Annotated in this window: 23 protein-coding genes and 2 pseudogenes; 13 read left to right on the top strand and 12 right to left on the bottom strand. The window is 69.3% G+C overall.

The genetic code is table 11. The features are described from left to right. Positions 1 to 363: 363 nt before the first annotated feature. From LRS10_RS12805 to LRS10_RS12785, 5 genes are all read left to right on the top strand, one after another. Complete coding sequence (locus LRS10_RS12805) at positions 364 to 768, top strand: hypothetical protein (RefSeq protein ID WP_257837597.1); 405 nt, start codon at positions 364 to 366, stop codon at positions 766 to 768. A 145-nt stretch (positions 769 to 913) separates the two neighbouring features. Beyond that, complete coding sequence (locus LRS10_RS12800; protein ID WP_257837596.1) at positions 914 to 1,471, top strand: hypothetical protein; 558 nt, start codon at positions 914 to 916, stop codon at positions 1,469 to 1,471. 113 nt (positions 1,472 to 1,584) lie between these two features. Further along, positions 1,585 to 2,610, top strand: a complete 1,026-nt coding sequence (locus LRS10_RS12795; RefSeq protein ID WP_257837595.1) for an IS110 family transposase — start codon at positions 1,585 to 1,587, stop codon at positions 2,608 to 2,610. Positions 2,611 to 3,480: 870 nt separating this feature from the next. Then, the gene (locus LRS10_RS12790; protein ID WP_257835611.1) at positions 3,481 to 4,917 is read left to right on the top strand and encodes an IS1182 family transposase; all 1,437 of its coding nucleotides are present in this window, start codon (positions 3,481 to 3,483) and stop codon (positions 4,915 to 4,917) included. A gap of 510 nt (positions 4,918 to 5,427) precedes the next feature. Next, positions 5,428 to 5,652, top strand: a complete 225-nt coding sequence (locus LRS10_RS12785; protein ID WP_257837594.1) for a hypothetical protein — start codon at positions 5,428 to 5,430, stop codon at positions 5,650 to 5,652. Positions 5,653 to 5,991: 339 nt separating this feature from the next. On the opposite strand, the gene LRS10_RS12780 is transcribed toward LRS10_RS12785, so the two are convergent. The 3 genes from LRS10_RS12780 to LRS10_RS12770 form a co-directional block, all read right to left on the bottom strand. Then, entirely contained in the window at positions 5,992 to 7,428 is a 1,437-nt protein-coding gene (locus tag LRS10_RS12780; protein WP_257835611.1) for an IS1182 family transposase, read from the bottom strand. Between the two features lie 365 nt (positions 7,429 to 7,793). Beyond that, positions 7,794 to 8,882, bottom strand: a complete 1,089-nt coding sequence (recA, locus tag LRS10_RS12775) for a recombinase RecA (RefSeq protein WP_257837593.1) — start codon at positions 8,880 to 8,882, stop codon at positions 7,794 to 7,796. 375 nt (positions 8,883 to 9,257) lie between these two features. Then, on the bottom strand, positions 9,258 to 9,926 hold the full coding sequence (locus tag LRS10_RS12770) for a lysoplasmalogenase (RefSeq protein ID WP_257837592.1): 669 nt from the start codon (positions 9,924 to 9,926) through the stop codon (positions 9,258 to 9,260). Positions 9,927 to 10,053: 127 nt separating this feature from the next. Between LRS10_RS12770 and LRS10_RS12765 the strand changes: the two genes are divergently transcribed. After that, on the top strand, positions 10,054 to 12,000 hold the full coding sequence (locus LRS10_RS12765) for an alpha/beta fold hydrolase (RefSeq protein ID WP_257837591.1): 1,947 nt from the start codon (positions 10,054 to 10,056) through the stop codon (positions 11,998 to 12,000). Here the strand turns inward: LRS10_RS12765 and LRS10_RS12760 are convergent. Beyond that, positions 11,997 to 12,878: an AraC family transcriptional regulator gene (locus tag LRS10_RS12760; RefSeq protein WP_257837590.1), complete on the bottom strand. Its 882-nt coding sequence runs from the start codon at positions 12,876 to 12,878 to the stop codon at positions 11,997 to 11,999. The two genes, LRS10_RS12765 and LRS10_RS12760, sit on opposite strands and share 4 nt — an antisense overlap. Positions 12,879 to 13,025: 147 nt before the next feature. On the opposite strand from LRS10_RS12760, the gene LRS10_RS12755 reads away from it, so the two are divergent. Further along, a complete protein-coding gene (locus tag LRS10_RS12755) occupies positions 13,026 to 13,760 on the top strand; it encodes an SDR family oxidoreductase (protein WP_257837589.1) in 735 nt (244 codons plus the stop codon). 170 nt (positions 13,761 to 13,930) lie between these two features. Further along, positions 13,931 to 14,641, top strand: a complete 711-nt coding sequence (locus tag LRS10_RS12750) for an SDR family NAD(P)-dependent oxidoreductase (RefSeq protein WP_257837588.1) — start codon at positions 13,931 to 13,933, stop codon at positions 14,639 to 14,641. A gap of 3 nt (positions 14,642 to 14,644) precedes the next feature. Here the strand turns inward: LRS10_RS12750 and LRS10_RS12745 are convergent, their stop codons facing one another. Next, complete coding sequence (locus tag LRS10_RS12745; protein WP_257837587.1) at positions 14,645 to 14,860, bottom strand: hypothetical protein; 216 nt, start codon at positions 14,858 to 14,860, stop codon at positions 14,645 to 14,647. A 134-nt stretch (positions 14,861 to 14,994) separates the two neighbouring features. On the opposite strand from LRS10_RS12745, the gene LRS10_RS12740 reads away from it, so the two are divergent. Beyond that, complete coding sequence (locus LRS10_RS12740; RefSeq protein ID WP_257837586.1) at positions 14,995 to 15,207, top strand: DUF2188 domain-containing protein; 213 nt, start codon at positions 14,995 to 14,997, stop codon at positions 15,205 to 15,207. Between the two features lie 13 nt (positions 15,208 to 15,220). Here the strand turns inward: LRS10_RS12740 and LRS10_RS12735 are convergent, their stop codons facing one another. From LRS10_RS12735 to LRS10_RS12720, 4 genes are read right to left on the bottom strand one after another with little or no spacing between them, the layout of a single operon-like run. Beyond that, a complete protein-coding gene (locus LRS10_RS12735) occupies positions 15,221 to 15,451 on the bottom strand; it encodes a hypothetical protein (RefSeq protein ID WP_257837585.1) in 231 nt (76 codons plus the stop codon). A 10-nt stretch (positions 15,452 to 15,461) separates the two neighbouring features. Further along, positions 15,462 to 16,532 (bottom strand): alpha/beta fold hydrolase, encoded by a 1,071-nt coding sequence (locus LRS10_RS12730; RefSeq protein WP_257837584.1) that lies wholly within the window; start codon positions 16,530 to 16,532, stop codon positions 15,462 to 15,464. Between the two features lie 8 nt (positions 16,533 to 16,540). Continuing rightward, on the bottom strand, positions 16,541 to 17,572 hold the full coding sequence (locus tag LRS10_RS12725) for an aromatic ring-hydroxylating dioxygenase subunit alpha (RefSeq protein ID WP_257837583.1): 1,032 nt from the start codon (positions 17,570 to 17,572) through the stop codon (positions 16,541 to 16,543). Further along, on the bottom strand, positions 17,569 to 18,912 hold the full coding sequence (locus LRS10_RS12720; protein WP_257837582.1) for an amino acid permease: 1,344 nt from the start codon (positions 18,910 to 18,912) through the stop codon (positions 17,569 to 17,571). The genes LRS10_RS12725 and LRS10_RS12720 overlap by 4 nt, the downstream gene beginning before the upstream one ends. Before the next feature lie 113 nt (positions 18,913 to 19,025). Here LRS10_RS12720 and LRS10_RS25160 point away from each other — a divergent pair, with 113 nt between their 5' ends. Then, complete coding sequence (locus LRS10_RS25160) at positions 19,026 to 19,865, top strand: M56 family metallopeptidase (RefSeq protein WP_374570992.1); 840 nt, start codon at positions 19,026 to 19,028, stop codon at positions 19,863 to 19,865. A 108-nt stretch (positions 19,866 to 19,973) separates the two neighbouring features. Here the strand turns inward: LRS10_RS25160 and LRS10_RS25155 are convergent. Continuing rightward, a pseudogene (locus tag LRS10_RS25155) lies at positions 19,974 to 20,396 on the bottom strand (TIGR00730 family Rossman fold protein); the annotation flags it as partial. A 251-nt stretch (positions 20,397 to 20,647) separates the two neighbouring features. On the opposite strand from LRS10_RS25155, the pseudogene LRS10_RS12710 reads away from it, so the two are divergent. The 3 genes and pseudogenes from LRS10_RS12710 to LRS10_RS12700 all read left to right on the top strand — a co-directional run. After that, positions 20,648 to 20,836, top strand: a pseudogene (locus LRS10_RS12710) (cold-shock protein); the annotation flags it as partial. A 219-nt stretch (positions 20,837 to 21,055) separates the two neighbouring features. Continuing rightward, positions 21,056 to 21,253 carry a cold-shock protein gene (locus tag LRS10_RS12705; protein WP_257839160.1) on the top strand — a complete coding sequence of 66 codons (198 nt, stop codon included), beginning with the start codon at positions 21,056 to 21,058 and terminating at the stop codon, positions 21,251 to 21,253. Between the two features lie 203 nt (positions 21,254 to 21,456). Next, a complete protein-coding gene (locus tag LRS10_RS12700; RefSeq protein WP_257837580.1) occupies positions 21,457 to 22,098 on the top strand; it encodes a hypothetical protein in 642 nt (213 codons plus the stop codon). On the opposite strand, the gene LRS10_RS12695 is transcribed toward LRS10_RS12700, so the two are convergent. Both LRS10_RS12695 and LRS10_RS12690 read right to left on the bottom strand, forming a co-directional pair. Further along, positions 22,095 to 22,817 carry a phosphatidylinositol-specific phospholipase C1-like protein gene (locus LRS10_RS12695; protein ID WP_257839159.1) on the bottom strand — a complete coding sequence of 241 codons (723 nt, stop codon included), beginning with the start codon at positions 22,815 to 22,817 and terminating at the stop codon, positions 22,095 to 22,097. The genes LRS10_RS12700 and LRS10_RS12695 overlap by 4 nt on opposite strands. After that, complete coding sequence (locus LRS10_RS12690) at positions 22,814 to 23,185, bottom strand: phosphatidylinositol-specific phospholipase C1-like protein (protein ID WP_257837579.1); 372 nt, start codon at positions 23,183 to 23,185, stop codon at positions 22,814 to 22,816. Before LRS10_RS12690 ends, LRS10_RS12695 begins: the two co-directional genes overlap by 4 nt. Between the last annotated feature and the right edge of the window lie 9 nt (positions 23,186 to 23,194).

Here is a 23,194-nt window from a genome sequence, read left to right as displayed (position 1 = left end):
GTGGAACACCAGCGCCGCCCGGGCCCGATCCTCAGGGCTCTCGGCGCTTTCAGCATCCCGCGCCGCCGCCCGCGCGAGGCCTAAGCCGAGCTCGGAGAGCTCCGCCAGGATGCGCGCGTGCCGCTCGGCCATTTCCGCGGGATCGGACATGAACAAAAAGAGAACATGGAAGCGGCATAAATGCAAGCTTTTCGTTGCGTGCGGCGATGCCGGACCTGCCGCTGAACCTCAGTGCCGTGGATCACCAGCTAGGCGAAGGACTGGTTGCCTCTATCGCCGAGCTGCGCCGGAACCTGATAGATACCTTCCTGCAAGATGCGCGGGGGCGATGATTTGCACACCATCTACGGAAACAAGAGCGGCATGGCGAAGTACGTCGCAGTTATCGCGCTCGCTACGTTCTTCTTCTATTGCATGCCGATTTTCAGGCATCTGAGTTACAATCCAGATGCGGCACGAACTACATGGCTAGTCGGCGCTGTTTTGTTCGTCCCAGCGATGGTGTTGCAGGCCCTCATCGCCGCCGTAAGATTTTTCGCCATTGGGGGCAAGGTGGCAGAAATGGTGGGTGGGAAGGTCAAAATCTATGGCGTCACAACAGTCGCCCTGAACCTAGGTTCCGTTCGTGAGGTTGACTGCAATGACAGGGGGACACTGAGGATCACAAGCAACATCGGCAAGACGCGCACGGCCTATATTCCCTGGGCGCCTGCTGCTGCGAGGCAGGTCGCGGAGAGTTTGCTGCTGAGTAGTCGGGAAACAGTCTAAGCTCCGACACCACCCGCTGATGCCGTTAGCGGACGTTCGGGTCAGCGCCAGCAGCAGACATTCAGCCTCGACCCGAAAGCTGACTTGCCAGGCGCAGGTGTTGGGGCAAGCTTCGCGGGTGCGGCAACGTTGAGGCCCTCGTCCCATGCTCGGCGCAATCCTGGCCGCTGCACTAGCCGCGACTGCTCCTGACTGCAGCTATGATCGGTCGGCATTGCTTGCGCTCGACCAGCAGGCATTCGACCAAGATCCGAAAGGCGGCTGGCGCGCGATCGCTAACCGCCCGGGCTGCGAAGCCGCTGCAGCCGACCTCCTTCGCGATTACCGGCTGGCCCATCCACGAAGTTCCAATGAGGGCATCCTCTATTGGCATGAGGGTCAGCTGCGTGCGTTTGCCGGAGACGCCCCCAGCGCTGCTCCTCTGCTCGCGAAGTCTCGCAAGGTCACGGACACCGCGGCCTGGAACCCTTACGTCGACGCGACAATCGCCTTCCTTGAGGGTGACAAGCCGCGACTGCTGGCTGCCCGCGAGACGCTTATCGCCGCGACGCCGCCGCCTACCTGGGCGCAAACAGTCGCAGACGCGGAAGCGCGGTTCGGAGTGCGATTCAGCTGGCCGCCAAATCTGGATGTCGTTGATGGTCTGATCGCCTGCTTCGGCAGGCCATACCGAGAGGCCTATGTCAGTCCCTGCCGGAGGTAGGCGTCGCCCCGGGTGACTACCGAGATGCGCCAGGAGCGATGGGGTGGACGCCCCCTGACGGCATCGAAGTGCCAGAGTGGAGGTGTTGAAGCACCACTACGAAGGAGGCGTCCGTGTGCGAGGTTACTACGATCGGGCTCGATCTGGCGAAGAGCATCTTCCAGGCGCACGGCGCGGATGCGTCAGGCGCGGTGGCTTTCCGCAAGAAGCTTCGGCGAGACCAGGTACTGGCGTTCTTCTCGGCTCAGCCGAGGTGCCTGGTGGCGATGGAAGCCTGCGCCAGCGCGCACTACTGGGCTCGCGAGATCGCCGCTCTGGGTCATGAGACCCGGCTGATCCCGCCGGCGTACGTGAAGCCGTTCGTGAAGCGGCAGAAGAACGACATGGCCGATGCCGAGGCGATCTGCGAGGCGGCGCAGCGACCGACGATGCGGTTCGTCGGCGCCAAGAGCGCGGAGGCGCAGGGCGCGGCCGTCGTCTTCCGCACCCGCGATCTGCTGGTCCGTCAGCGCACGCAGCTGATCAATGCGCTGCGCGGTCACCTTGGTGAGTTCGGCTACGTCGTGCGGCAGGGACCGGGCCACGTCGCCAAGCTGATCGACTTGGTGGCGGATCCTGCGTCGGAGCTGCCGGCCGAGGCGCGCCCCGTGCTGGCGGTGATCGCCGAGAGCCTGCAGTCGGTCCAGGCGAAGATCGCCGTGCTCGATCGCGAGATCGCAGCGCGGGCCAAGGCTGATCCCGTCGCCAAGCGCCTGATGACGATTCCCGGCGTGGGTCCTGTCGTGGCTACAGCGCTCGTAGCGCTCGCGCCGCCGCCTTCGACCTTCCGGCGAGGCCGTGACTTCGCCGCCTGGCTGGGGCTCACGCCCAAACAGCACTCCAGCGGCGGCAAGGAGCGGCTCGGCCGGACCTCGAAGATGGGCGAGCGCAGTCTGAGGCGGCTGCTGATCCTCGGCGCCAGCTCCGCCGCCAGCCACGCCGCCCGCGAGGGCTCGAGCGGGAGCCCGTGGCTGATGGGGATGCTCGCCAGGAAGCCGCGCATGCTGGTGACGGTGGCGCTGGCCAACAAGATGGCGAGGATCGTCTGGGCGCTGATGGCCCACGGCGGATCCTATAGAGCTCCGGCCGCGGCGATGTAGCCGTCGGCCAGAGCCGTCAGGGAGGCGGGAAGGTCAGCAGAGAGTTATGGCGCAACGGTCAGAGACGGGGTCGGGAGAACCAGACAATGTCCTGGCGCCTCGAGCGCGCAGCGAGCGGTATGGACCCGATCCGCGATCTCCATACAGGCCAGCGGCCGTGATGAGCCGCATCAACAGGCCGGACACACGGAAGCACCTGAACCCGTGGCGCTGAACCTCTCCGAAAACCTCTTGCTTCCTAAGGGGCGTCCACACACGGACATTGACGACGCGCCGGGAAGCGGACCTTCGGGTGGCTGCGCGACGGTGCTCCTCTCAGCTGCCGCGCTGAACGTCAGCTATGGGTGGTTTGCCGACGTCGACGGGGTGCTTTAGCTCTAGTGCATGCGAGAGCCTGACCTTGAGCGAGACGGCTGGTGCTTAGATGACGGCGAAGAGCGTCACCGTGGAGCGCCGTCGACGTTCTGGATTCCCGAGGCGGGGGGGCGGGAGCAACTCCAGCCCGGCGACTACGCCAAGCTGATCTTCCGCATCGCTGTCGACGATGGAGATGCTCCCGTCTCTGTCGAGCGCATGTGGGTGATCGTTCGAGAGCGCACACTAGAAGCCTACTTGGGGGTGCTGGACAACGATCCAGACGCGATCGAGCAGAACGAAGAACTCTGGAGCGGTACCGAGCTTCCATTCGGTCCGCGGCACATAATCGACACCAAAGCTCGCACCGACCTCAGCATCGAACTAGCGGCTCAAGAGCCTAGGCGACGTTGGCCGCGAGAGTAAGTGTGCCGTCCGTTCGCGTCCGCTATGGGTCGAGGCTGTGTAAAAACGCGAAGCAGGGCAGACTCCTGACACACGGGTCGGGAGGCGCTGATGAGCCGCTTCGTCGAGGGTGAAGATCGCCGTCAGCCGGTGCTGCTTCCCAGCTGTCTGGACGACTACGTCAGCGACGAGAACCCGGCTCGGCTGATCGACGTCTTCGTTGATGAGCTGGATCTCGGCGGCCTGGGTTTCGAGATCGTCCCGGCTGCGACGGGCCGGCCGGCGTATCACCCGGCGATGCTGCTGAAGCTATACATCTATGGCTACCTCAACCGGGTGCAGTCGAGCCGGCGGCTGGAGCGCGAAGCACAGCGCAACGTCGAGCTGATGTGGCTGACGGGGAAGCTCGCGCCGGACCACAAGACCATCGCCAACTTCCGGAAGGACAACGGCGCAGCGATCCAGGCGGCCTGCGCCCACTTCATTGTGCTGTGCCGTCAGATCGGCCTGTTCACTCAGGCGGTGGCTGCGGTGGACGGCAGCAAATTCAAGGCGGTGAACACCCGCGACAAGAACTTCACGCCGGCCAAGCTGAAGAAGCGGATCGAGCAGGTCGCGGAGCACATCGCCGGCTATCTCCAGGAGCTGGACACCGCCGACCGTCTCGAGGGCGAGGCGGTCGAAGCCCGCACCGTGAAGCTCAAGGACAAGATCGCCACGCTGCGGGCGCAGATGCAGGCGCTGAAGGCGATGGAGGCGCAGGTGGAGGCGTCCCCTGACGGCCAGGTATCGCTGACCGATCCGGACGCGCGATCCATGGCCACGAGCGGCCGCGGCAGCGGCATCGTCGGCTACAACGTCCAGAGCGTCGTCGACGCCGAGCACCACCTGATCGTCGCCCATGACGTGATCACCACGGGCAGCGATCGCCAGCAGCTCGCCGAGATGAGCGGCAAGGCCAAGGACGCCATGGGCGTGGAGCGGCTCGAGATGCTGGCCGACCGAGGCTACTTCTCCGGCGAGGAGATCCTGGCCTGCGAGCAGATCGGCGTGACGCCGTACGTGCCCAAGCCGCTCACCTCAGGTGCCAAGGCCGATGGACGCTTCGGCAAGCAGGACTTTGCTTACGTGCCCGAGCAGGACGCCTATCGCTGTCCCGGCGGGAGCCTGCTCCGGCGGCGCATGACGACCGTCGAGAAGGGGCTCACCCTGCATCGCTACTGGGATCGGGCGAGCTGCCAGGCCTGCGCGCTGAAGCCCCAGTGCACGCCCAGCGTCGAGCGCCGGATCACCCGCTGGGAGCATGAAGCCACGATCGAGGCGCTGCAGCGGCGGATGGATCTCGCGCCCTACGCCATGCGGGCCCGCCGGCGGATCGTCGAACACCCCTTCGGGACGATCAAAGCCTGGATGGGCCACACCCACTTCCTAATGAAGCGGCTCCCGAACGTGAAGACGGAGATCAGTCTCCACATCCTCGCCTACAACATGAAGCGGGTGATGCAGATGCTCGGAACGGGGCCGCTGATCGCGGCGATCCGGACCTGAGGGAGCGGCGCGTCTAGCCCGCCTGCCATCAGCGGCTCAGCGCCGGCAGCGAGTTTTTACACGGCCTCGGTCGACAGCGGACGCTGAGTCACGGCCGGAACGCCGACTCTGCGGCCCACATTCTGCGGAATGGGGACCCTGACGGCGGCGATCCGGATCTGAGGGAGCGGCGCGTCTCGCGCGCGCTGCAGATCAGCGGCTCAGGGCCGCCAGCGAGCTTTTTACACGGCCTCGGTCGGAAGTGGACCTTCGCCCCCAACCGCTTCAGGGGCCCGAGGTCCAACGCACAAGGTGACCGCGAACTACGGATGCGATCTCGCCAGGGGCGCGCGCTGTCGCCTCGCGACTCCACGTCACCCGCACGACTGCCGACTGATGCCGAAACACCGCAACGCAACTGCTACGGCAGGCGGACCAGGCGATCGCTCCTTCAAAGTTCATTGGCTGGAAGCCGCCGAGCCCTGGGTCCGTCAAGACGTAGCGCTCGTTGGGGGTGGACCGAAGTAAGGCTTGCGCAAGGCTGACTTGCGCGCGGAACGGCACTCCAACAGCGGCCGGGCCTTCGCGATCGGCTATTACCTGCACCAAGATGGCGGGAGCGTCGCAACGGCCGCTGTCGGGCGGCAGGTAGAAGACCAGAGTGTCAGGCACGACCTGTGCGGAGCCGCAGATCTCGTCGTCACGTGGCACCTTCAGTTTGAAAGCCCCGAAGTCCTGAACCACGGGCGCACTTGACGTCTCACCGCAAGCCGAGAGCCCGAGGGCGCCGACTAAAGCGACTTGGCCCAACAGACGCAGTGGTATGACTGCCGCGGCAGGTCTCATACCTCTGCTTGATCGTTGGCCAGCGTTAGCGAGAGCCATATTCAGGAAGCTAGGGCCAACGAACTCCGCGCCCAAGCGACTTCGACTGCGGGTTCAGAGCAGACCTCCCGAACGTCCGCAACCGACCCGTTGCCCACCTTCGCGCCTAAGACCGGATTCTACGAAGTTCCGCTAGAGAGTCGAGGCCGTGTAAAAACTCGCTGCCGGCGCTGAGCCGCTGATGGCAGGCGGGCTAGACGCGCCGCTCCCTCAGGTCCGGATCGCCGCGATCAGCGGCCCCGTTCCGAGCATCTGCATCACCCGCTTCATGTTGTAGGCGAGGATGTGGAGACTGATCTCCGTCTTCACGTTCGGGAGCCGCTTCATTAGGAAGTGGGTGTGGCCCATCCAGGCTTTGATCGTCCCGAAGGGGTGTTCGACGATCCGCCGGCGGGCCCGCATGGCGTAGGGCGCGAGATCCATCCGCCGCTGCAGCGCCTCGATCGTGGCTTCATGCTCCCAGCGGGTGATCCGGCGCTCGACGCTGGGCGTGCACTGGGGCTTCAGCGCGCAGGCCTGGCAGCTCGCCCGATCCCAGTAGCGATGCAGGGTGAGCCCCTTCTCGACGGTCGTCATGCGCCGCCGGAGCAGGCTCCCGCCGGGACAGCGATAGGCGTCCTGCTCGGGCACGTAAGCAAAGTCCTGCTTGCCGAAGCGTCCATCGGCCTTGGCACCTGAGGTGAGCGGCTTGGGCACGTACGGCGTCACGCCGATCTGCTCGCAGGCCAGGATCTCCTCGCCGGAGAAGTAGCCTCGGTCGGCCAGCATCTCGAGCCGCTCCACGCCCATGGCGTCCTTGGCCTTGCCGCTCATCTCGGCGAGCTGCTGGCGATCGCTGCCCGTGGTGATCACGTCATGGGCGACGATCAGGTGGTGCTCGGCGTCGACGACGCTCTGGACGTTGTAGCCGACGATGCCGCTGCCGCGGCCGCTCGTGGCCATGGATCGCGCGTCCGGATCGGTCAGCGATACCTGGCCGTCAGGGGACGCCTCCACCTGCGCCTCCATCGCCTTCAGCGCCTGCATCTGCGCCCGCAGCGTGGCGATCTTGTCCTTGAGCTTCACGGTGCGGGCTTCGACCGCCTCGCCCTCGAGACGGTCGGCGGTGTCCAGCTCCTGGAGATAGCCGGCGATGTGCTCCGCGACCTGCTCGATCCGCTTCTTCAGCTTGGCCGGCGTGAAGTTCTTGTCGCGGGTGTTCACCGCCTTGAATTTGCTGCCGTCCACCGCAGCCACCGCCTGAGTGAACAGGCCGATCTGACGGCACAGCACAATGAAGTGGGCGCAGGCCGCCTGGATCGCTGCGCCGTTGTCCTTCCGGAAGTTGGCGATGGTCTTGTGGTCCGGCGCGAGCTTCCCCGTCAGCCACATCAGCTCGACGTTGCGCTGTGCTTCGCGCTCCAGCCGCCGGCTCGACTGCACCCGGTTGAGGTAGCCATAGATGTATAGCTTCAGCAGCATCGCCGGGTGATACGCCGGCCGGCCCGTCGCAGCCGGGACGATCTCGAAACCCAGGCCGCCGAGATCCAGCTCATCAACGAAGACGTCGATCAGCCGAGCCGGGTTCTCGTCGCTGACGTAGTCGTCCAGACAGCTGGGAAGCAGCACCGGCTGACGGCGATCTTCACCCTCGACGAAGCGGCTCATCAGCGCCTCCCGACCCGTGTGTCAGGAGTCTGCCCTGCTTCGCGTTTTTACACAGCCTCAGTCATGAACAGCCGTCCGGGCCCAGGTCTCCCCAACAAAAAGGACGCCCGGGGCGTCCCCTGGGCGTCCTGTCCTCTGAGGCCGCGCTCGCGCGCAGGGTGGGTGGCGGCGGGCCGGGTTGGCGGGGAGGCCCGACGCCGGCGCGGGTTGGCTTCAGAGGAACTTCGTCCCCGATTGCGCGGGGGTGAGCTAAGTGGTTGGCGCCCTGCCCTTCCCCCCTTTCGCCCTTTGGGGTCCCGGATAGCCGCTTTGCGGCGTCCGGGATGACATCCGAGGGTTGGGTGGGGGGAGCGGAGGAGGCCGCCTTACAGCGAGCCGTCTTCGGCGGCGTCCTTGGCTTCCTGCTCGGTGGGGCCGACGAGGAGTTCTTCCTCGATGGCGGCCTTGGCGCCGCGGACGCGGGCCTCGATCTGGGCGGCGATGTCGGGGTTGTTCTTGAGGAACTCCCGGACGTTGTCGCGGCCCTGGCCGATGCGCTGGCTGCTGAAGGAGAACCAGGAGCCCGACTTCTCGACCACGCCGGCCTTGACGCCGAGGTCGATGATCTCGCCCAGCTTGGAGATCCCCTCGCCGTACATGATGTCGAACTCGACCTCGCGGAACGGCGGGGCGACCTTGTTCTTGACCACCTTCACCCGGACGTTGTTGCCGACGATCTCGTCGCGGACCTTGACCGAGCCGGTGCGGCGGATGTCGAGGCGGACCGAGGCGTAGAACTTGAGCGCGTTGCCGCCGGTGGTCGTTTCCGGCGAGCCGTACATGACGCCGATCTTCATCCGGATCTGGTTGATGAAGATGACCAGCGTCTTGGCCTTGTTGATCGAGGCGGTGAGCTTGCGCAGCGCCTGGCTCATCAGGCGGGCCTGGAGGCCGGGCAGGCTGTCGCCCATCTCGCCCTCGATCTCGGCGCGCGGGGTCAGCGCGGCCACGCTATCGATGACGATGACGTCGGCGGCGTTGGAGCGGACGAGCGTGTCGGTGATCTCGAGCGCCTGTTCGCCGGTGTCGGGCTGGGCGACGAGGAGGTCGTCCAGGTTGACGCCCAGCTTGAAGGCGTAGGACGGGTCGAGCGCGTGTTCGGCGTCGACGAAGGCGGCGGTGCCGCCGGCCTTCTGGACCTCGGCGACCACGTGCAGGGCCAGCGTCGTCTTGCCCGAGCTTTCCGGGCCGTAGATCTCGATGATCCGGCCCTTGGGCAGGCCGCCGATGCCGAGCGCCATGTCGAGGCCGAGCGAACCGGTGGAGACCGACTCGATGTCGACCTTGCCCTTGTCGCCCAGCTTCATCACCGAGCCCTTGCCGAAGGCCCGATCGATCTGCGCCAGGGCCGCCTCGAGCGCCCGCGCCTTTTCACCGTCTTCTTTTGCCACGAGCCTCAACGCCGACTGAGTCATTTCCGAGCCCTCATCTATCCCACGATTCCGCCAACCCGGCCGTCGAACTCGAACCAGAGCCGAGGACTCATGCGTACCTGGTTCGTTCCAGGTTCGCAAGATGTTCCGTCGCCCGGGCCGTGTGGCGTGAGGGCGATGGCGGCGGGTGGTGCGGTTCGGCGGGGACGGCGGTGTGGCCGTCCGCATCGATGTTGCGAGGTGTAGGGGCGGGGTGCGTCGGATTCGGACGTGGGTGTTCGCACCACCCTCAGATCGTCATCCCGGCCGGAACGCCGCGGAGCGCCGGGCCCCAAGGCCGCCGCGCTGCAGAACCTTCCGGGTCCCGGATAGCCGCGGCGCGGCCTCCGAGATGACAGCTCCTTTCGTGGGAGGCGTTCAGGTGGAGCGCCCGGCCAGCGTGCGGGTGACGCCGAGGGCGATGAGGAGCTGGCCTGCGAAATAGAGGCCCCAGACGCCGTAGCCGGTCCAGGGCTGGCCGGCGAGCGGGCCGATCTGGGCGAAGATCAGCAGGTCGGAGGCCAGGAAGAGCAGCGCGCCCAGGCCGGTGAGCGCGCGGGGGAAGCGGCTGATCCAGGCGGTGGCGGCCATCAGGGCGAGGCCGGCGGAATAGAGGCCGACGCCCGGCGCCTGGGCGGGGTCGCCCGGCAGCCAGGCGGCGAAGGCGGCGACGGCGGCGGTGAAGAGGACGACGCCGAGGATGGTCGCGGGCGTCAGAGGGCCCCCGGCCTTGGATCGGGCGTTCCGGCGGTAGAGGACGATGGCCACGACGTGACCGGCCAGGAAGGCGAGCGCGCCCGTGGTGAGGCCGACGGCGTTCAGGAGCACGTCGCCCAGCATGCCCAGCAGCATGACGACGGCGATCAGCCAGCCGTCGAGCTCGCGGGCCAGCATGGCGCAGTAGAGGGCGAGGAAGCCGACGCCGGTTCCCTTCACCGCGGTGGCGATGTTCTCGGGCGCGGCGCCGTCCCAGGTGAAGACGTAGGCGATCGCGCCGACGATGGCGGCGGCCAGCGCCAGCCTGGGCAGGATGTCCTGCGGTTTCATGTTCGAGCCCTCCCCGGCCCTTCGGCCCGACTCCTGTTCTGCGAAACAGGTAGCACGCCGATGGATTGACGGCAGGCGCCGGCCGCGCTTCGGTCGCCGGCCTGTGTCCTGTTGGGGGTGTTCGAGAATGTCGACGCGTGCGTGGCTGGCCGGTGCGGCCGTGGCTCTGATGGTGGCGGCCGGGGCGTCGGCCCAGGTGGCGACGCGCGAGGAGGGCCAGATCGTCTATCAGGGCGTGCCGGCGACGCCGCCCGAGCTGAAGGCGGCGATCGCGCCGTACTACAACGCCCGCTCGGCGGTGTTCGAGGACTGGCTGCCGGACGGCTCGATGCTGATCGCCACCCGGTTCGGCGACGTGCAGCAGATCCACCATGTGAAGGCGCCGGGGGCGGCGCGGACGCAGCTCACCTTCGCGCGCGAGCCGATCAGCCAGGCGATCGCCCAACCGGGGGCGGCGCGGTTCCTCTATCCGATCGACGTGGGCGGGGCGGAATACTACCAGGCCTACATCCGCGACCTGGCGGGGCGCGAGGCGCAGCTCACGGCGCCGAAGACCCGCAACCAGGGCTTCAAGTTCTCGAAGGACGGCAGGCTGGTCGCCTGGAGCCAGGTGACGCCGGGCGATCCCAACTACGACATCATGGTCGCCGATCCGGCCGATCCGACGAGCCGGCGGGTGGCGCACGAGGGCGTGGGCGCGATCTCGCCGCTGGACATCTCGGCCGACGGCAAGCGGCTGCTGGTCTCGCGCTACGTCTCGGCGGCGCAGAGCGAGATCTTCGTGCTGGACGCGACGACCGGCGACCTGGCGGCGCTGGGGCCGCAGGGCCGCAAGATCGCCTACCAGGGCGGGGCGTTCCTGGACGGCGGCCGCAGCGTGGTGATCCTGTCGGACGACGGCTCGGAGGTGACGCGGCCGGTGGTGATCGACGTGGCCACGGGACGGGTGCGGGACCTGGCGCCGGGCGCCAAGTGGGGCGCGGAGGACCTGGACGTCTCGCCCGACGGCCGGACGATCGCGGTGGCGGTGAACGAGGAGGGCTACTCCAAGGTCGTGCTGCGCGATGTGGCCACCGGGCGCGAGCTGCCGGGGCCGAAGCTGCCGATGGGCGTGCTGACGGCGATGAAGTTCTCGCCGGACGGGACGAAGCTGGGGCTGTCGCTGTCGACCTCGACGAGCTCGGGCGACGTCTGGAGCTATGAGCTGGCGAGCGGCCAGCTGGTGCGGTGGACGGAGAGCGAGCTGGGCGGGCTGGACGCCGAGCGCCTCGTCGAGCCGACCCTGTTCCGCTATCCGACCTTCGACAAGCGCACGATCCCGGCGTTCATCTACCGGCCTAAGGGCGCGGCCCAGAAGACCTTGGCCGGCAAGAAGCTGCCCGTCGTCATCCAGATCCACGGCGGGCCGGAAGGCCAGGAGCAGCCCAGCTTCAACCCGCGCCGGCAGTCGTGGGTGAACGAGCTGGGCGCGGCGGTGATCATCCCCAACGTCCGCGGCTCCAGCGGCTACGGCAAGACCTACCTCTCCCTCGACAACGCCGAGAAGCGCGAGGACTCGGTGAAGGACATCGGCGCCCTGCTGGACTGGGTGGCCAGGCAGCCGGACCTGGACGCGAGCCGCGTGGCGGTGGTGGGCCAGTCCTACGGCGGGTACATGGTGCTGGCGGTGGCCGGCCACTACAACGACCGGCTGGCGGGGGTGATCGACCTCTACGGCATCTCGGACTTCATCACCTTCCTGGAGAACACCGAGGGCTATCGGCGCGACCTGCGCCGGGCCGAGTACGGCGACGAGCGGGACCCGAAGATGCGGGCGGTGTTCGAGCGCATCGCGCCGATCAAGATGAGCCCGAAGATGAAGAAGCCGATGATGGTCTTCCAGGGCGCCAACGACCCGCGCGTGCCGCAGAGCGAGAGCGAGCAGATGGTCGCCAAGCTGCGCGCCCAGGGCACCGAGGTCTGGTACGTGCTGGCCAGGGACGAGGGCCACGGCATCTACAAGAAGGCCAACCAGGAGGCCGTTCGGACGGTCGAGGTGCAGTTCCTGAAGAAGGTGCTGGGGGTCGCGGACTAGACGTACGCCGGCGCCTCGGCCCGCAGGCGGGCGGCGTCTCGCGCGGGCGGCGCGCCGAACAGGCGAGCGTATTCGCGGCTGAACTGGGAGGGGCTCTCGTAGCCGACCTCGAAGCCGGCCGCCTGGGCGTCGCGGGCCTCGCCGATCATCAGCCGGCGAGCCTCCTGCAGGCGGAGCTGCTTCTGGTACTGCAGCGGGCTCATGGCGGTGACCGCCTTGAAGTGCTGGTGCAGGGCAGACGGGCTCATGCCGGCGGCGCGGGCCACGGCCTCGATGCTGAAGGGGCGGTCGAAGGTCTCGCGGATCCAGGCGATGGCGCGGCTGACCTGGGCCAGGCGACTGTCGGGCGCCCCGATCTGGCGGACCATGCCGGCCTGGTCGCCCGTCAGCAGCCGGTAGTGGATTTCGCGGCGGATCAGCGGGGCCAGGACCGCGGCGTCCTGCGGCCGATCCGCCAGGGCGACGAGGCGGGCCGCGGCGTCGGCAAGCTCGGGCGTGGTGCGGCTGATGTGCAGGCCGCGGGCGCCCTCCCCGCCCGGCGGCGGCGGCTGCTGCAGCATCAGCTCGCTGATCAGAGCGGGCTCGAGGTCGACGCGGACGCAGAGGTAGGGCTTCTCCGCGCTGGCCTGCACCACCCGCCCGGTGAGCGGCAGGTCGACCGAGACCACCAGGTGGCAGTCGGCGTCGTAGTGGTGGAGCTCGTCGGCCAGCAGCACGTCCTTGGCGCCTTGCGCGATAATGCAGACGGCCGGCTGGTGCAGCACCGGGACGCCCTCGGTCGGAGCCGAGAGCTTGAACAGCGCCAGCCCAGGAATAGGCATGTCGTGCATGCCCTCGTCGGGCGCGTGGCGGGCGATCAGTTCCGCGAGCTTTTCCATGACCCACGCCTCCCACGCGGGCTCAGGGCGCGCAACCCCGGCGGGCCGCTTCTCAGAGGATCGTGCAAGAACCGCGGAGGAGCGTTCTAACGCCCGATCCTCCAGCCCTGGCATCCCTTGCTTCGCCAAACGAGCAAGGAGACGGCGATGACTGAAGTTGCGAACAAGGTGGTGCTGGTGACCGGCGCGTCGAGCGGCATCGGCGAGGCGGTGGCCCGGGACCTAGCGGCGCATGGCGCCACGGTGGTGATCGGCGCCCGGCGCGTGGAGCGGCTGGAGGCCCTGAAGGCCGAGATCGAGGCGGCGGGCGGCACGGCGATGGCCCTTGGCCTGGACGTCACGTCGAGAGAGAGCGTGCAGGCGTTCGTCGACGCGGCGCGCCAGCGGTTCGGCCGCATCGACGTGATCGTCAACAACGCCGGCGTCATGCCGCTGTCGCCGCTCGCGGCCCTGAAGGTCGACGATTGGGACCAGATGATCGACGTCAACATCCGCGGCGTCCTGCACGGCATCGCCGCGGCGCTGCCGGTGATGGAGGCGCAGGGCCACGGCCAGATCGTCAACATCGCGTCCACGGCCGGCCACCAGATCCTGCCGACGGCGGCGGTCTATTGCGCGACCAAGTATGCCGTCCGCGTGATCTCGGAAGCGCTGCGCCAGGAGACCGACAAGGTGCGGGTGACGGTGGTGTCGCCGGGTGTCACGACGTCGGAGCTGGCGCACACGATCACCCATGCCGAGACCGCGGCGTTCATCGACGACTACCGCCAGAAGGCGCTGCCGGCCGAGGCCATCGCCCGGGCCGTGCGGTTCGCCATCGCCCAGCCCGCCGATGTGGACGTCAACGAAGTGATCGTGCGGCCGACCTCGACGACGGTGTAGTCCACCCTTCGTCGTCATCCCGGACGCCGCAGGCGATCCGGGACCCAGGGCGGACGCAACGCAGAAACCCCCTGGGTCCCGGCGCGGAGTTTATCCTCGGGCCGGCCGTTGGCCGGACCCGGGGGGCTGCGCTACGGCCGGGATGACAGTTCCATTTTCGGAGTCGCTACATGCCCGCCCACATCCTCGTCACCGGCTCCACGCGGGGCATCGGGGCGGCCATCGTGCCGGCGCTGGAGGCCAAGGGCGCGAAGGTGGTGGGGCATGGGCGCGGCGATGGAGCGGGCGTGATCGGCGCCGATCTCAGCCAGGCCGGCGCAGCGGACGGACTGTGGGACCGGGCGCTGGAGGCGCTGAACGGGCGGATCGACGTGCTGGTGAACAACGCCGGCGTGTTCGAGGGCGTGGACGTGGCGGCGCCGGCCGACGAATGGCAGACCGCCTGGGGGCGGACGATCCAGATCAACCTGCAGGCCTCGGCCGACCTCTGCCGCCGTGCGATCCTGCACTTCCGCGAGCGCGGGGGCGGCGGCCGGATCATCAACATCGCCAGCCGTGCGGCCTATCGCGGCGACAGCCCCGCGCACTGGCACTATGCGGCGTCGAAGGCCGGCATGGTCGGCATGACCAAGTCGATCGCCCGGGGCTATGCGCGCGAGGAGATCCTGGGGTTCGCGGTGTGCCCGGGCTTCGTCATGACCGGCATGGCCGACGACTATCTGGCGAGCCGCGGCGGCGACAAGCTGCTGGCCGACATCCCGCTGGGCCGGGTGGCCGCGCCCGACGAGATCGCCAGCATCGCCGCCTACCTGGCGCTGGAGGCGCCGGCGTCTATGACCGGCGCAGTGCTGGACGCGAACGGGGCCAGCTTCGTCCGCTAGGGACTAGCTCAGCGCCTGCTCGGTCGCCTCGATCTCGTCCTTGATCCAGTCGTGACCGTTGGTCACCAGCACGCCCTCGAGGGCCGAGATATGGCCGCGCAGGCGCTCACGGATGTCGGCGGGGACGTCCTGGCGCGTGGCGATCCAGCGGGCGATCTGGTGGACGGCGAAAGCGGAGTGCAGCGCGAGACGGTCGCGGTCTTCGTCGGAGAGCTTCATCGAGCAGGGCCTCCCTGATTGGCGCGAGGATAACACGCCAGCCCGGCAAATCGCTCACCGACGGGCGACCCGCCTCCCGCCGCAGTCTGGCCACATCGACCGAGTCTGCTGAGCCCGAGCCAGAGGAGATGCGGATGCCCCAAGTCCACTATGGCGTCGTCAAGCAGAGCGGTCGGTGGCGGATCATCGGCCAGAACCTGAACGTCGGACGCTACCGGCGACGCGAGAGCGCAATACGTGCGGCCCGCCGGCTGGCGGCCTCGTCCGGCGGACTGGCCGCCGTGCTGCATGTGCAGGACGAAGACGGCGTGCTGCGGCCGCCCGAGCCCGCCGACGGGGGCGAGTGAGCCGACGCCGCGCCTAAAGCGGCGTCCAGTAGGGGCGGTCCAGGACCCAGTCCCAGACGCCGATCCGTACGTCGCCTTCCATGAGGGTGACGCAGGCGAGTTCGGGGGCCTCCTCGCGAACGACGCGCTCCAGGGCCGCGCGCGTGGCGGCCTTGGCGGCATCGAAGTCGTCGACGTCGAGATCTTCCTTCCACTCCCACTCGTTGGTGAGGAAGGCGAGCGTGTAGCGCGGTGCGGAGCTCACAGAGCGCCCGCTACTGCGAGCGCTTCAGCAGGTCGGCGAGCTCGTCCTGCCAGAGGACGGCCCAGGTGTGGCTGCCGTGGCCGCGGGTCTTGTCGGTCGCGGGCAGCAGGATGAAGCGGGTGGTCGGCAGCCGCTTGGCGGCGGCCTCGGCAAGGCCCAGCTCGGGCGGGTTGATGAAGTCGTCGGCCGAGTTCACCCAGGTCATCGGCGCGGTGATCTTCTCGAGGTCCTTCGAGGGATCGTAGGTGCGGGAGCTGGCGACCTGCCAGACGAAGTCGTTAGCGTCCATGGTCGCCACGCGGCGCGGCAGCTCCTGGGCCACCCAGGCGTCGGCGGCGGCGCCCGTGGGCATCTGCTCCTGCCAGGGGATCGGCGAAGAGCCGGCGAGGACCAGCAGCATGGCGGCGGCTTTCAGGCCCTGCTCGGGCTGGGTCTTGTAGTCGCCGCCCATATAGGCCGGGTCGGAGGTGATGGCGGTCATGGCCATCTGGCGCCAGACGCGGTTGCGGCCGGCGATCTCCACGGGCTGGCAGGCCATCGGCATCAGCGCCTTGGCGCCGGCGGGCCATTGGGTGGCCCACATGAAGCCGTGCATGCAGCCCATCGAGGTGCCCATGATCAGGCGCAGCTGCTTCACGCCGAGCTTCTCCGTCACGAGGCGGTGCTGGGCCTCGACCATGTCGGCGTAGTCGTAACGGGGGAACTTCGCCCGCAGGCCGTCCGAAGGCTTGGACGAGCCGCCGTGACCGATGTTGTCGGGCAGGATGATGAAGTACTTCGCGGGATCGAGCTGGCCGCCGGGAGCGAACAGGACGTCGGCGAACTGGGGGCTGAGGAACTGTTTCCCCGAGCCGCCTGTGCCGTGGAGGATAAGGACGGCGTTGTCGATCTCGCCCTTGGCGTTGCGGTGCGGCGTCCCCAGCGTGTGGTAGCGCAGGCGCAGCTCCGGCAGGCGCTCGCCGGTCGCGAACCCGAAGTCCTTGATCAGGTAGTCCTGGGTCGTGAGCTGGGGCGCGGCCAGCGCGGAGGTGACGGCGGAGACGGCGAGCGCCAGGCCGGCGAGAACGGCGGAAAGCTTCATTCGGGTACTCAAGAAACCGCGGCGAGAGGGGTGGGGCCGTCGTGGTGCTGGGCCACGCGGGACTGGAACCAGGCGATGCCGGCCTCGTGCTTGGGCGACAGCACGCCCGGGAGATAGACGCCGGCGTCGAGGTTGCGCTGGACCATCTCGCAGATGTCCTTGTCCTGGGCGGTGACGCGGTCGGAGACCACGAACATCTCGGCGAGTTCGGTCAGCTTCGAGGGGTCGAAGAAGTAGAAGTAGTCGAGGCGGGTGCTCTCGGGGCCGGTCGCGGTCATCCGCTCGACCATGTAGCCGTGCCGATAGGTGTTGATGGCGAGGTTCGGCCACATCCAGGCCCAGAGGCCCGCGTTGACGGAACCGTCCCGGGCGGGCGCGGCGTGGAAGCAGAGGTCGCCCTCGATCTCGACGCTGTAGTCCGAGACCACGATGTCCTCGTCGAACTCCGGATGGACCATCGGCAGGTGATAGCCCTCGAGGTAGTTCTCGACGTAGGTCTTCCAGTTGCAGGCGATGTGGTGCGTGCGCTGCTCGGTGAGGCCATATTCCGGCAGGTCGGCCGCCCAGCGGCGGTCGAGCGGGGCCAACATGTCGGCGAGCGGGGCGGCGGCCAGGTCGAGGTTGACGAAGACCATGCCGCGCCAGGTGTCCACGCGGATCGGATAGAGGCTGAAGTTGCGGGGGTCGAACCCCGGCGCCGGGCCGAAGTCGGTTGCGCTGCGCAGCCGGCCGTCCAGCCTGTAGCGCCAGCCGTGGTAGCGGCAGACGAACTGGTCGCCGCAGTTGCCGGTCCCGTCCTGCACCAGGCCGCCGGCGCGATGGCGGCAGACGTTGTGGAAGGCCTTGAGGGCCCCGTGACCGTCGGCCTCGTCGCGGACCACGACCACCGGCGCGCCGCCGACGACGTCGGCGATGTAGTCGCCCTTGGCGGCGACCTGCGAGACGTGGCCGACGAACTGCCAGGTGCGGCGCAGGATGTGGGCGCGGTCGGCCTTCAGCGCGTCCTCGCCACGATAGAACTCGACGGGCAGCATGGTCATCGGCCCCTCCTCCGCTTCGCCTCAGGTTCTAGCGCCGCCGGAGGCCGAGGATACAGGGCCACGCCGAAGGCCACCGGGATCAGGCTGTAGAGCCACTCGATCGGCTTGGCGGTCGAGACGAGCCCGAGCGCGCAGGCGATGGCGAGGCCGCCCGTCAGCATCGCCGCGAGGCGTCTGCTCGCAGGCAGCCCGCGCGCCAGGCGGATCAGCGAGGCGCCGGCCAGGATGTAGGCGTAGAGACTGAGCAGGGCCGCGACATTGATCAGGATGCCGAACTGCTCGCCCAGCGTCGGCGAGACGGTGGCGACGGCGGCGATGGTCATCAGCACGCCGACGACCAGCAGGTTCACCGCCGGCATGCGGCCGTCGCGGCTGGCGAAGCGGCGAAGGAACGCGCCTTCGTCGGCGGCGCCCCGGGTGGTCTCGGCCGAAAGCAGGATCCAGGCGGTGACGCAGCCGGTGGTGCGGGCCAGGGCGCAGACCGCGATGACGGCGCCGCCGCCCACGCCCAGGGCCACGCGGGCGGCGTCGGCGAAAGGCGCGGTCGAGGCCGAAAGCTGGGCGGCCGGCAGGATGCCCATGAGGGCCACGCAGGCGGCGATGTAGACGACCGCGGCGCCGACCACGCCCAGGAGGGTGGCGCGGGGCACGTCGCGGGCCGGATTGCGGACCACCGCAGCGACGGCGGCCGCGCCCTCCAGCCCCAGGAACGCCCAGAAGGCGGCGAGACCGCTGTCGCGGATGGCGGCGGGGACGCTCAGGGTCTGCGGATTCCAGGAGGCGCGGAAGACGTCGGGGTCGAACCAGAACCAGCCCGCCACCGCCGCCAGCCCGACCGGCAGGAGGCCCAACGCCAGGGTCCAGCCCTCGACCCGCGCGACGACGCGGGGCCCGATCCAGGCGGCGAGGATGCCGAGCCAGAGCGCAGCCAGCGTCGTGCCGAGCCTGGGCCCGGGGCCGGCCAGCGCGGGCGCGAGGTAGGCGGCGTAGCCGGCGACGGCGAGCGCGATGGCGACGCTGCCGAACCAGCAGGAGCACCAGTAGGCGAGCGTGGTCTGGACCCCGGCGAACCGGCCGAGACCCGCCTGGACATAGCCCGCCAGGCCGCTCGCCTGGGGGACCAGCGGTCCCAACCACGCGAAGACGCCGGCCACGGCCAGCGCGGCGGCGGTGGCGGCCAGCCACCCCAGGATCGAGATCGAGCCCACCGCGCCGAGGGTCGCCGGCAGCAGATAGACGCCGGAGCCGATCATCGCCCCCATGACCAGGGCGGTGGCGCCCAGGACGCCGATGCGGGCCTCGTGAACGGTCGCCGACGCGACGCTGGCTTGAGCGGTCAATGCGATCTCCCCCGCCGCGACGCTAGCCCGACTGTGGACGGGGCGCCACCGATCGGCTTGACAGGCGAGATTACACTTGTAGCCTGCACAACAAGGCTACAGACGTAAGACGAATGGCCGGGGCTGGGAGAGCGACGATGGGTGAGGCGCTGCACGCGATCCTGGGGCCCGATCCGGGCCTGACCCTGGCCGCGGCCGGACTGCAGGCCAACGCTGCGGCGGCTGCGGCCATCGGGCTAGTGGCGGCGGTGCGGCTGCCGGTGCGCCGGCTGTACGGCGCCGAGACGGCCTACCAGCTCTGGCGGATCCCGCCCGCCGCGGCGCTGGCCGGCCTGGTGCTGTTCTTCGTCAACCTTCCGAGGGGGTTCGAGGCCCCGCCGGCGGCGGCGGCCCTCGCCGGGCCGGCGCTGCTGGCCTGGCTGGTCGGCGTGCTGGCCATAGGCGCGGCGTTCGCCCGGGCGCAGGCGCGGTTCCACGCCGAGCTGCGGGCCGGCCGCGCGGGCCCGGCGGTGGTGGGCCTCATCTCGCCGCGGATCGTGATGCCGGCCGACGACGGCGGCTATTCGGCGGAGGAGCGCGCGCTGATCCGCGCCCACGAGCGCATCCACGTGGCGCGAAAGGACCCGCGCGCCATCGCGCTGCTGGCGGGCGCCCAGTGCCTGTGCTGGTTCAATCCGATGGTCCACCTGGCGGCGCGGCTGCTGCGGCTGGACCAGGAGCTGGCCTGCGACGCCGCCGTGATGCTCAGCCGGCCCAAGGCGCGAGGCGTCTACGCCGGCGCCCTGCTGAAGACCCAGCTGGCCGCGACGCCCCTGCCGCTGGGCTGCTACTGGCCGGCGCGCGGGCGGCACCCGCTGGAGGTGCGCGTGGCGCTGCTGGCGCGGGCGGGCGGCGGCGCGTCGGGACCCGGGCGCGGCGTGGTTCACGCGCCCTGCCAGGCGATCCGGCCCTAGTAGCGCTGCTCCACGGGGGGCGACGCCCCACTTCGGCGGCGGCGGGACGTAGGCCTGGAAGCGCTCGATCGCCTCGGTCGTGGTGTCGGCGTAGATCAGCATGTCGACGTACTGCTGCTTGATGAAGCCGTTGTCGGCCATCTGCTGGATCGTCTGGCGCAGCAGGTCGTAATAACCCGCGACGTTGACGAAGCCGCAGGGCTTGGCGTGGAAGCCCAGCAGCGCCCAGGTCCACTGCTCGAAGATTTCCTCGAAGGTGCCGGGACCGCCGGGCAGGCAGAGGAAGCCCGAGGACAGCTCGGCCATCTTCCACTTCCGCTCGTGCATGGAGTTCACGACGACAAGTTCGGTGAGGCCGGTGTGGGCGATCTCCTGGCTGACCAGGTCGGCCGGCATGACGCCCACGACCTTGCCGCCGGCGGCCAGGGCGGCGTCGGCGACGGCGCCCATCAGCCCCACGCGACCGCCGCCGTAGACGAGCGTGAGCCCGGCCTCGGCGATGCGCGTGCCGGCGGTGACGGCTTCTTCCATGAAGCGCGGATCGGTCCCCGGGGACGACCCGCAATAGATGCAGAGGCTCTGCACGAGGCCTTCAACTCCACCTGTGCTGGAAAGGGCGCGCTAGATAGGCCGTTTGCAGACCCGTGTCACGCGCCCCGCCCGTGAGCGCTAGGCACGCGAGATTTCCACAGCTACAACGTCGGCACGGCCCGTCGCGTGGATTGGCCGGGCGTCGCCCAGGGCGGCGGCGCAGACTCTTCTATCTCGGTAGGTTACGGCGAATGGCGAGCGGCACGGTCAAGTGGTTCAACACGGCCAAGGGCTTTGGTTTCATCCAGCCCGATGACGGCGGACAGGATATCTTCGTTCACATCTCGGCGGTGGCTCAGGCGGGGCTCGACGCCCTGAACGAAGGCGACCAGGTCGAGTACGAACTCGAGCAGGATCGGCGTTCCGGCAAGCTGGCCGCGACGTCGATCGTGGTGACGGCGCAAGGCGCGCCGGCTCCGCGTCGGTCGGGCGGCGGGTTCGGCGACCGCGGCGATCGCGGCGGCTACGGCGGCGGCGGCGGCTACGGTGACCGTGGCGGCGGCTACGGCGGCGGCGGCGGCTACGGCGGCGGCGGTCGCGGCGGCTTCGGCGGCGGCGAGCGTTCGCGCGGCGAGCCCGCCGGCTCGGGCTCGGGCTCGGTGAAGTGGTTCAACCCGACCAAGGGCTTCGGCTTCATCAAGCCGGACAATGGCGGGCAGGACATCTTCGTCCACATCTCGGCGGTCGAGCAGGCCGGCCTGTCAGGCCTGAACGAAGGCCAGACGGTCAACTTCGACCTCGAGCAGGACCGCCGGTCGGGCAAGACCTCGGCGACCAACCTGAAGGTCACCGGCTAAGAGGTCCGCGCTCCCGGGATCGCCCGGGGGGACGGTTGAGACAGAGGGGGTTGGAGGCCGCGCGCAGGCGGCCTTCGACCCCCTTTTTCTTTGGCGACTCGGCCCGGCGTCCTCGCCGGCCTCCACGGCCAAGCTGAAACGCAGGCTCTCGAAAGGCGTTGTGAGCCCTCGACCAGGAGGGACGCGCTTTTGAGGAGACCGCCATGCGTCTCATGCTGACCACGGCCATCTGCGGAGCCATGGGCGCCGCCACCATGACGGCCGGCAGCGCGTGGGCGCAGCTGCCGCCCGCATCCGAGTTCCCCGCCGGCGAGCCCGTGCTGGGCGCGCCGGCCCCTGCGCCCGCGCCTGTCGCGGCGGACGCTTCGGCCACAATCCCGCCGCCAGCGGCGGCCGGCCCGGCGCTGGGCGACCCCGCGCCCGCGACCGAAGTCGCGCCGGCCGAGGTCGACGGCTCGAAGACGAAAAAGAAGAAGCTGGTGACCAAGGAGAAGGCCGGCGGGACGGTCGGCGGCCTGATCGGCGGGCTCGCCGGCGCCGCGGGCGGTCCGATCGGCAAGATCGCCGGCAGCTTCGTCGGCAAGCAGATCGGCAAGGCCGTGGTCGGCGACGGCGACAAGGATGACGACGAGAGGAACGGTGAGGTGGCGCAGGCGCAGGCCGAGCCGCCGCCCTCGCCGGAAGCCCCTGCGGTCGCCGTCGACGCATCGGACCGCGTGGTGGAGGCGCCGCCGCCGGCCAGTCCGCCTCTGGCAGAGACGCCGCCGCCGGTGCTGAGCGTTCCCACCGAGGACCCGGCCGCGCCGAACTCGGAGTTGGAGTTCGCGGACCCGCCGCCTGCCTAGCGGGCGGGGCTGACGCGGGCCACGCCGCCGCCGGGGAGCTTCACGTCGTAGGGGCCGAGCCGCGGGTCGGGCTGCATGTAGTCGGTGGACACGTACTGGGCGCCGGAGGCGAAGGCCGCCGCCTGGCGGCTGCGGTCGCCCGAGCGGGCTTCCCAGGTGTCGGCGTCGGCGCGGGTGCGGACGATCAGGCCGGCCTTCACCGCAGCGCGGATACGTTCGGCCTGTTCGACCGGCTCGTTCAGGGTGATGTAGGCCGCCGCCGGCGACGTCTCCTCGATGTTCACGAAGGCGGCGCGCCCCTGCAGCGACTTGCGCGGGCCGCGGTAGAGGGCGACCTGGCCCGCGGGGCAGTCGCAGGCGAACATCACCTTTCCGCGGGCCTCGCGAAGCCTTGGCCAGGCCCCAGCGCGCGCCGCGTCCCGCAGCGTGGGATGGCGGCCCTGCACCTTGTCGGGGGTGATCAGCTCGTTCTCCGGGAACACGGCGCGGATCTCAGCGTCGATGCGATCCATGGCTTCGGCGTCGAAGGCGGGCGCCTCGACCGCGCCCGGCAGCTTGAGCGCGCCTTCCTTGAGGTTGAGCAGGATCAGGATCGGCACGTGGTCGGGATGGGCCTCCGACCACGCGCGGACGATCTGAAGGCAGGCGGTGAAGGTGGGGCAGCTCGACCGGTAGTCGACGTCCGGGACGTGGAGGACCTTGAGCCCAGGGCCCTTCAGGGGGTGAGGTCGTAAGGCTCGGCCTTGGCCCCGGCCATCCGGTAGCCGAGCGGCGTGGCGTAGAGGCCGCCCTGCGGGTCGTTGGCGATGTCGATCTCGAGCTGGCGGGCGCCGGCGTCGAGCTGGTCGGCGAGCGGGCGGTGGCTGTAGTCCAGGGCGTCCGCCTGCCGCGGATCGGCGGAGCGAACGAGCGCCATCTCGTTCGGGGGAATGGCGAGCTTGTAGGAGTTGTGGGTGCCGATCGCCTGCAGGGCGTTCATCGGCAGGGCGTCGACGGCGGCGAGGGTGCAGCCGGCGGCCCCGGACGGCCGCTCCAGATCGCAGTCGGCAGGGATGGCCAGAGCAGCGGCGGCGATGAGCGCGAGCATGGGCATCCT

Source organism: Phenylobacterium sp. J426 (assembly GCF_024699945.1).
Taxonomy (GTDB): domain Bacteria; phylum Pseudomonadota; class Alphaproteobacteria; order Caulobacterales; family Caulobacteraceae; genus Phenylobacterium.
Note: the sequence above shows the minus strand (reverse complement) of the source record. Positions and strands in the feature narration are given on the sequence as shown.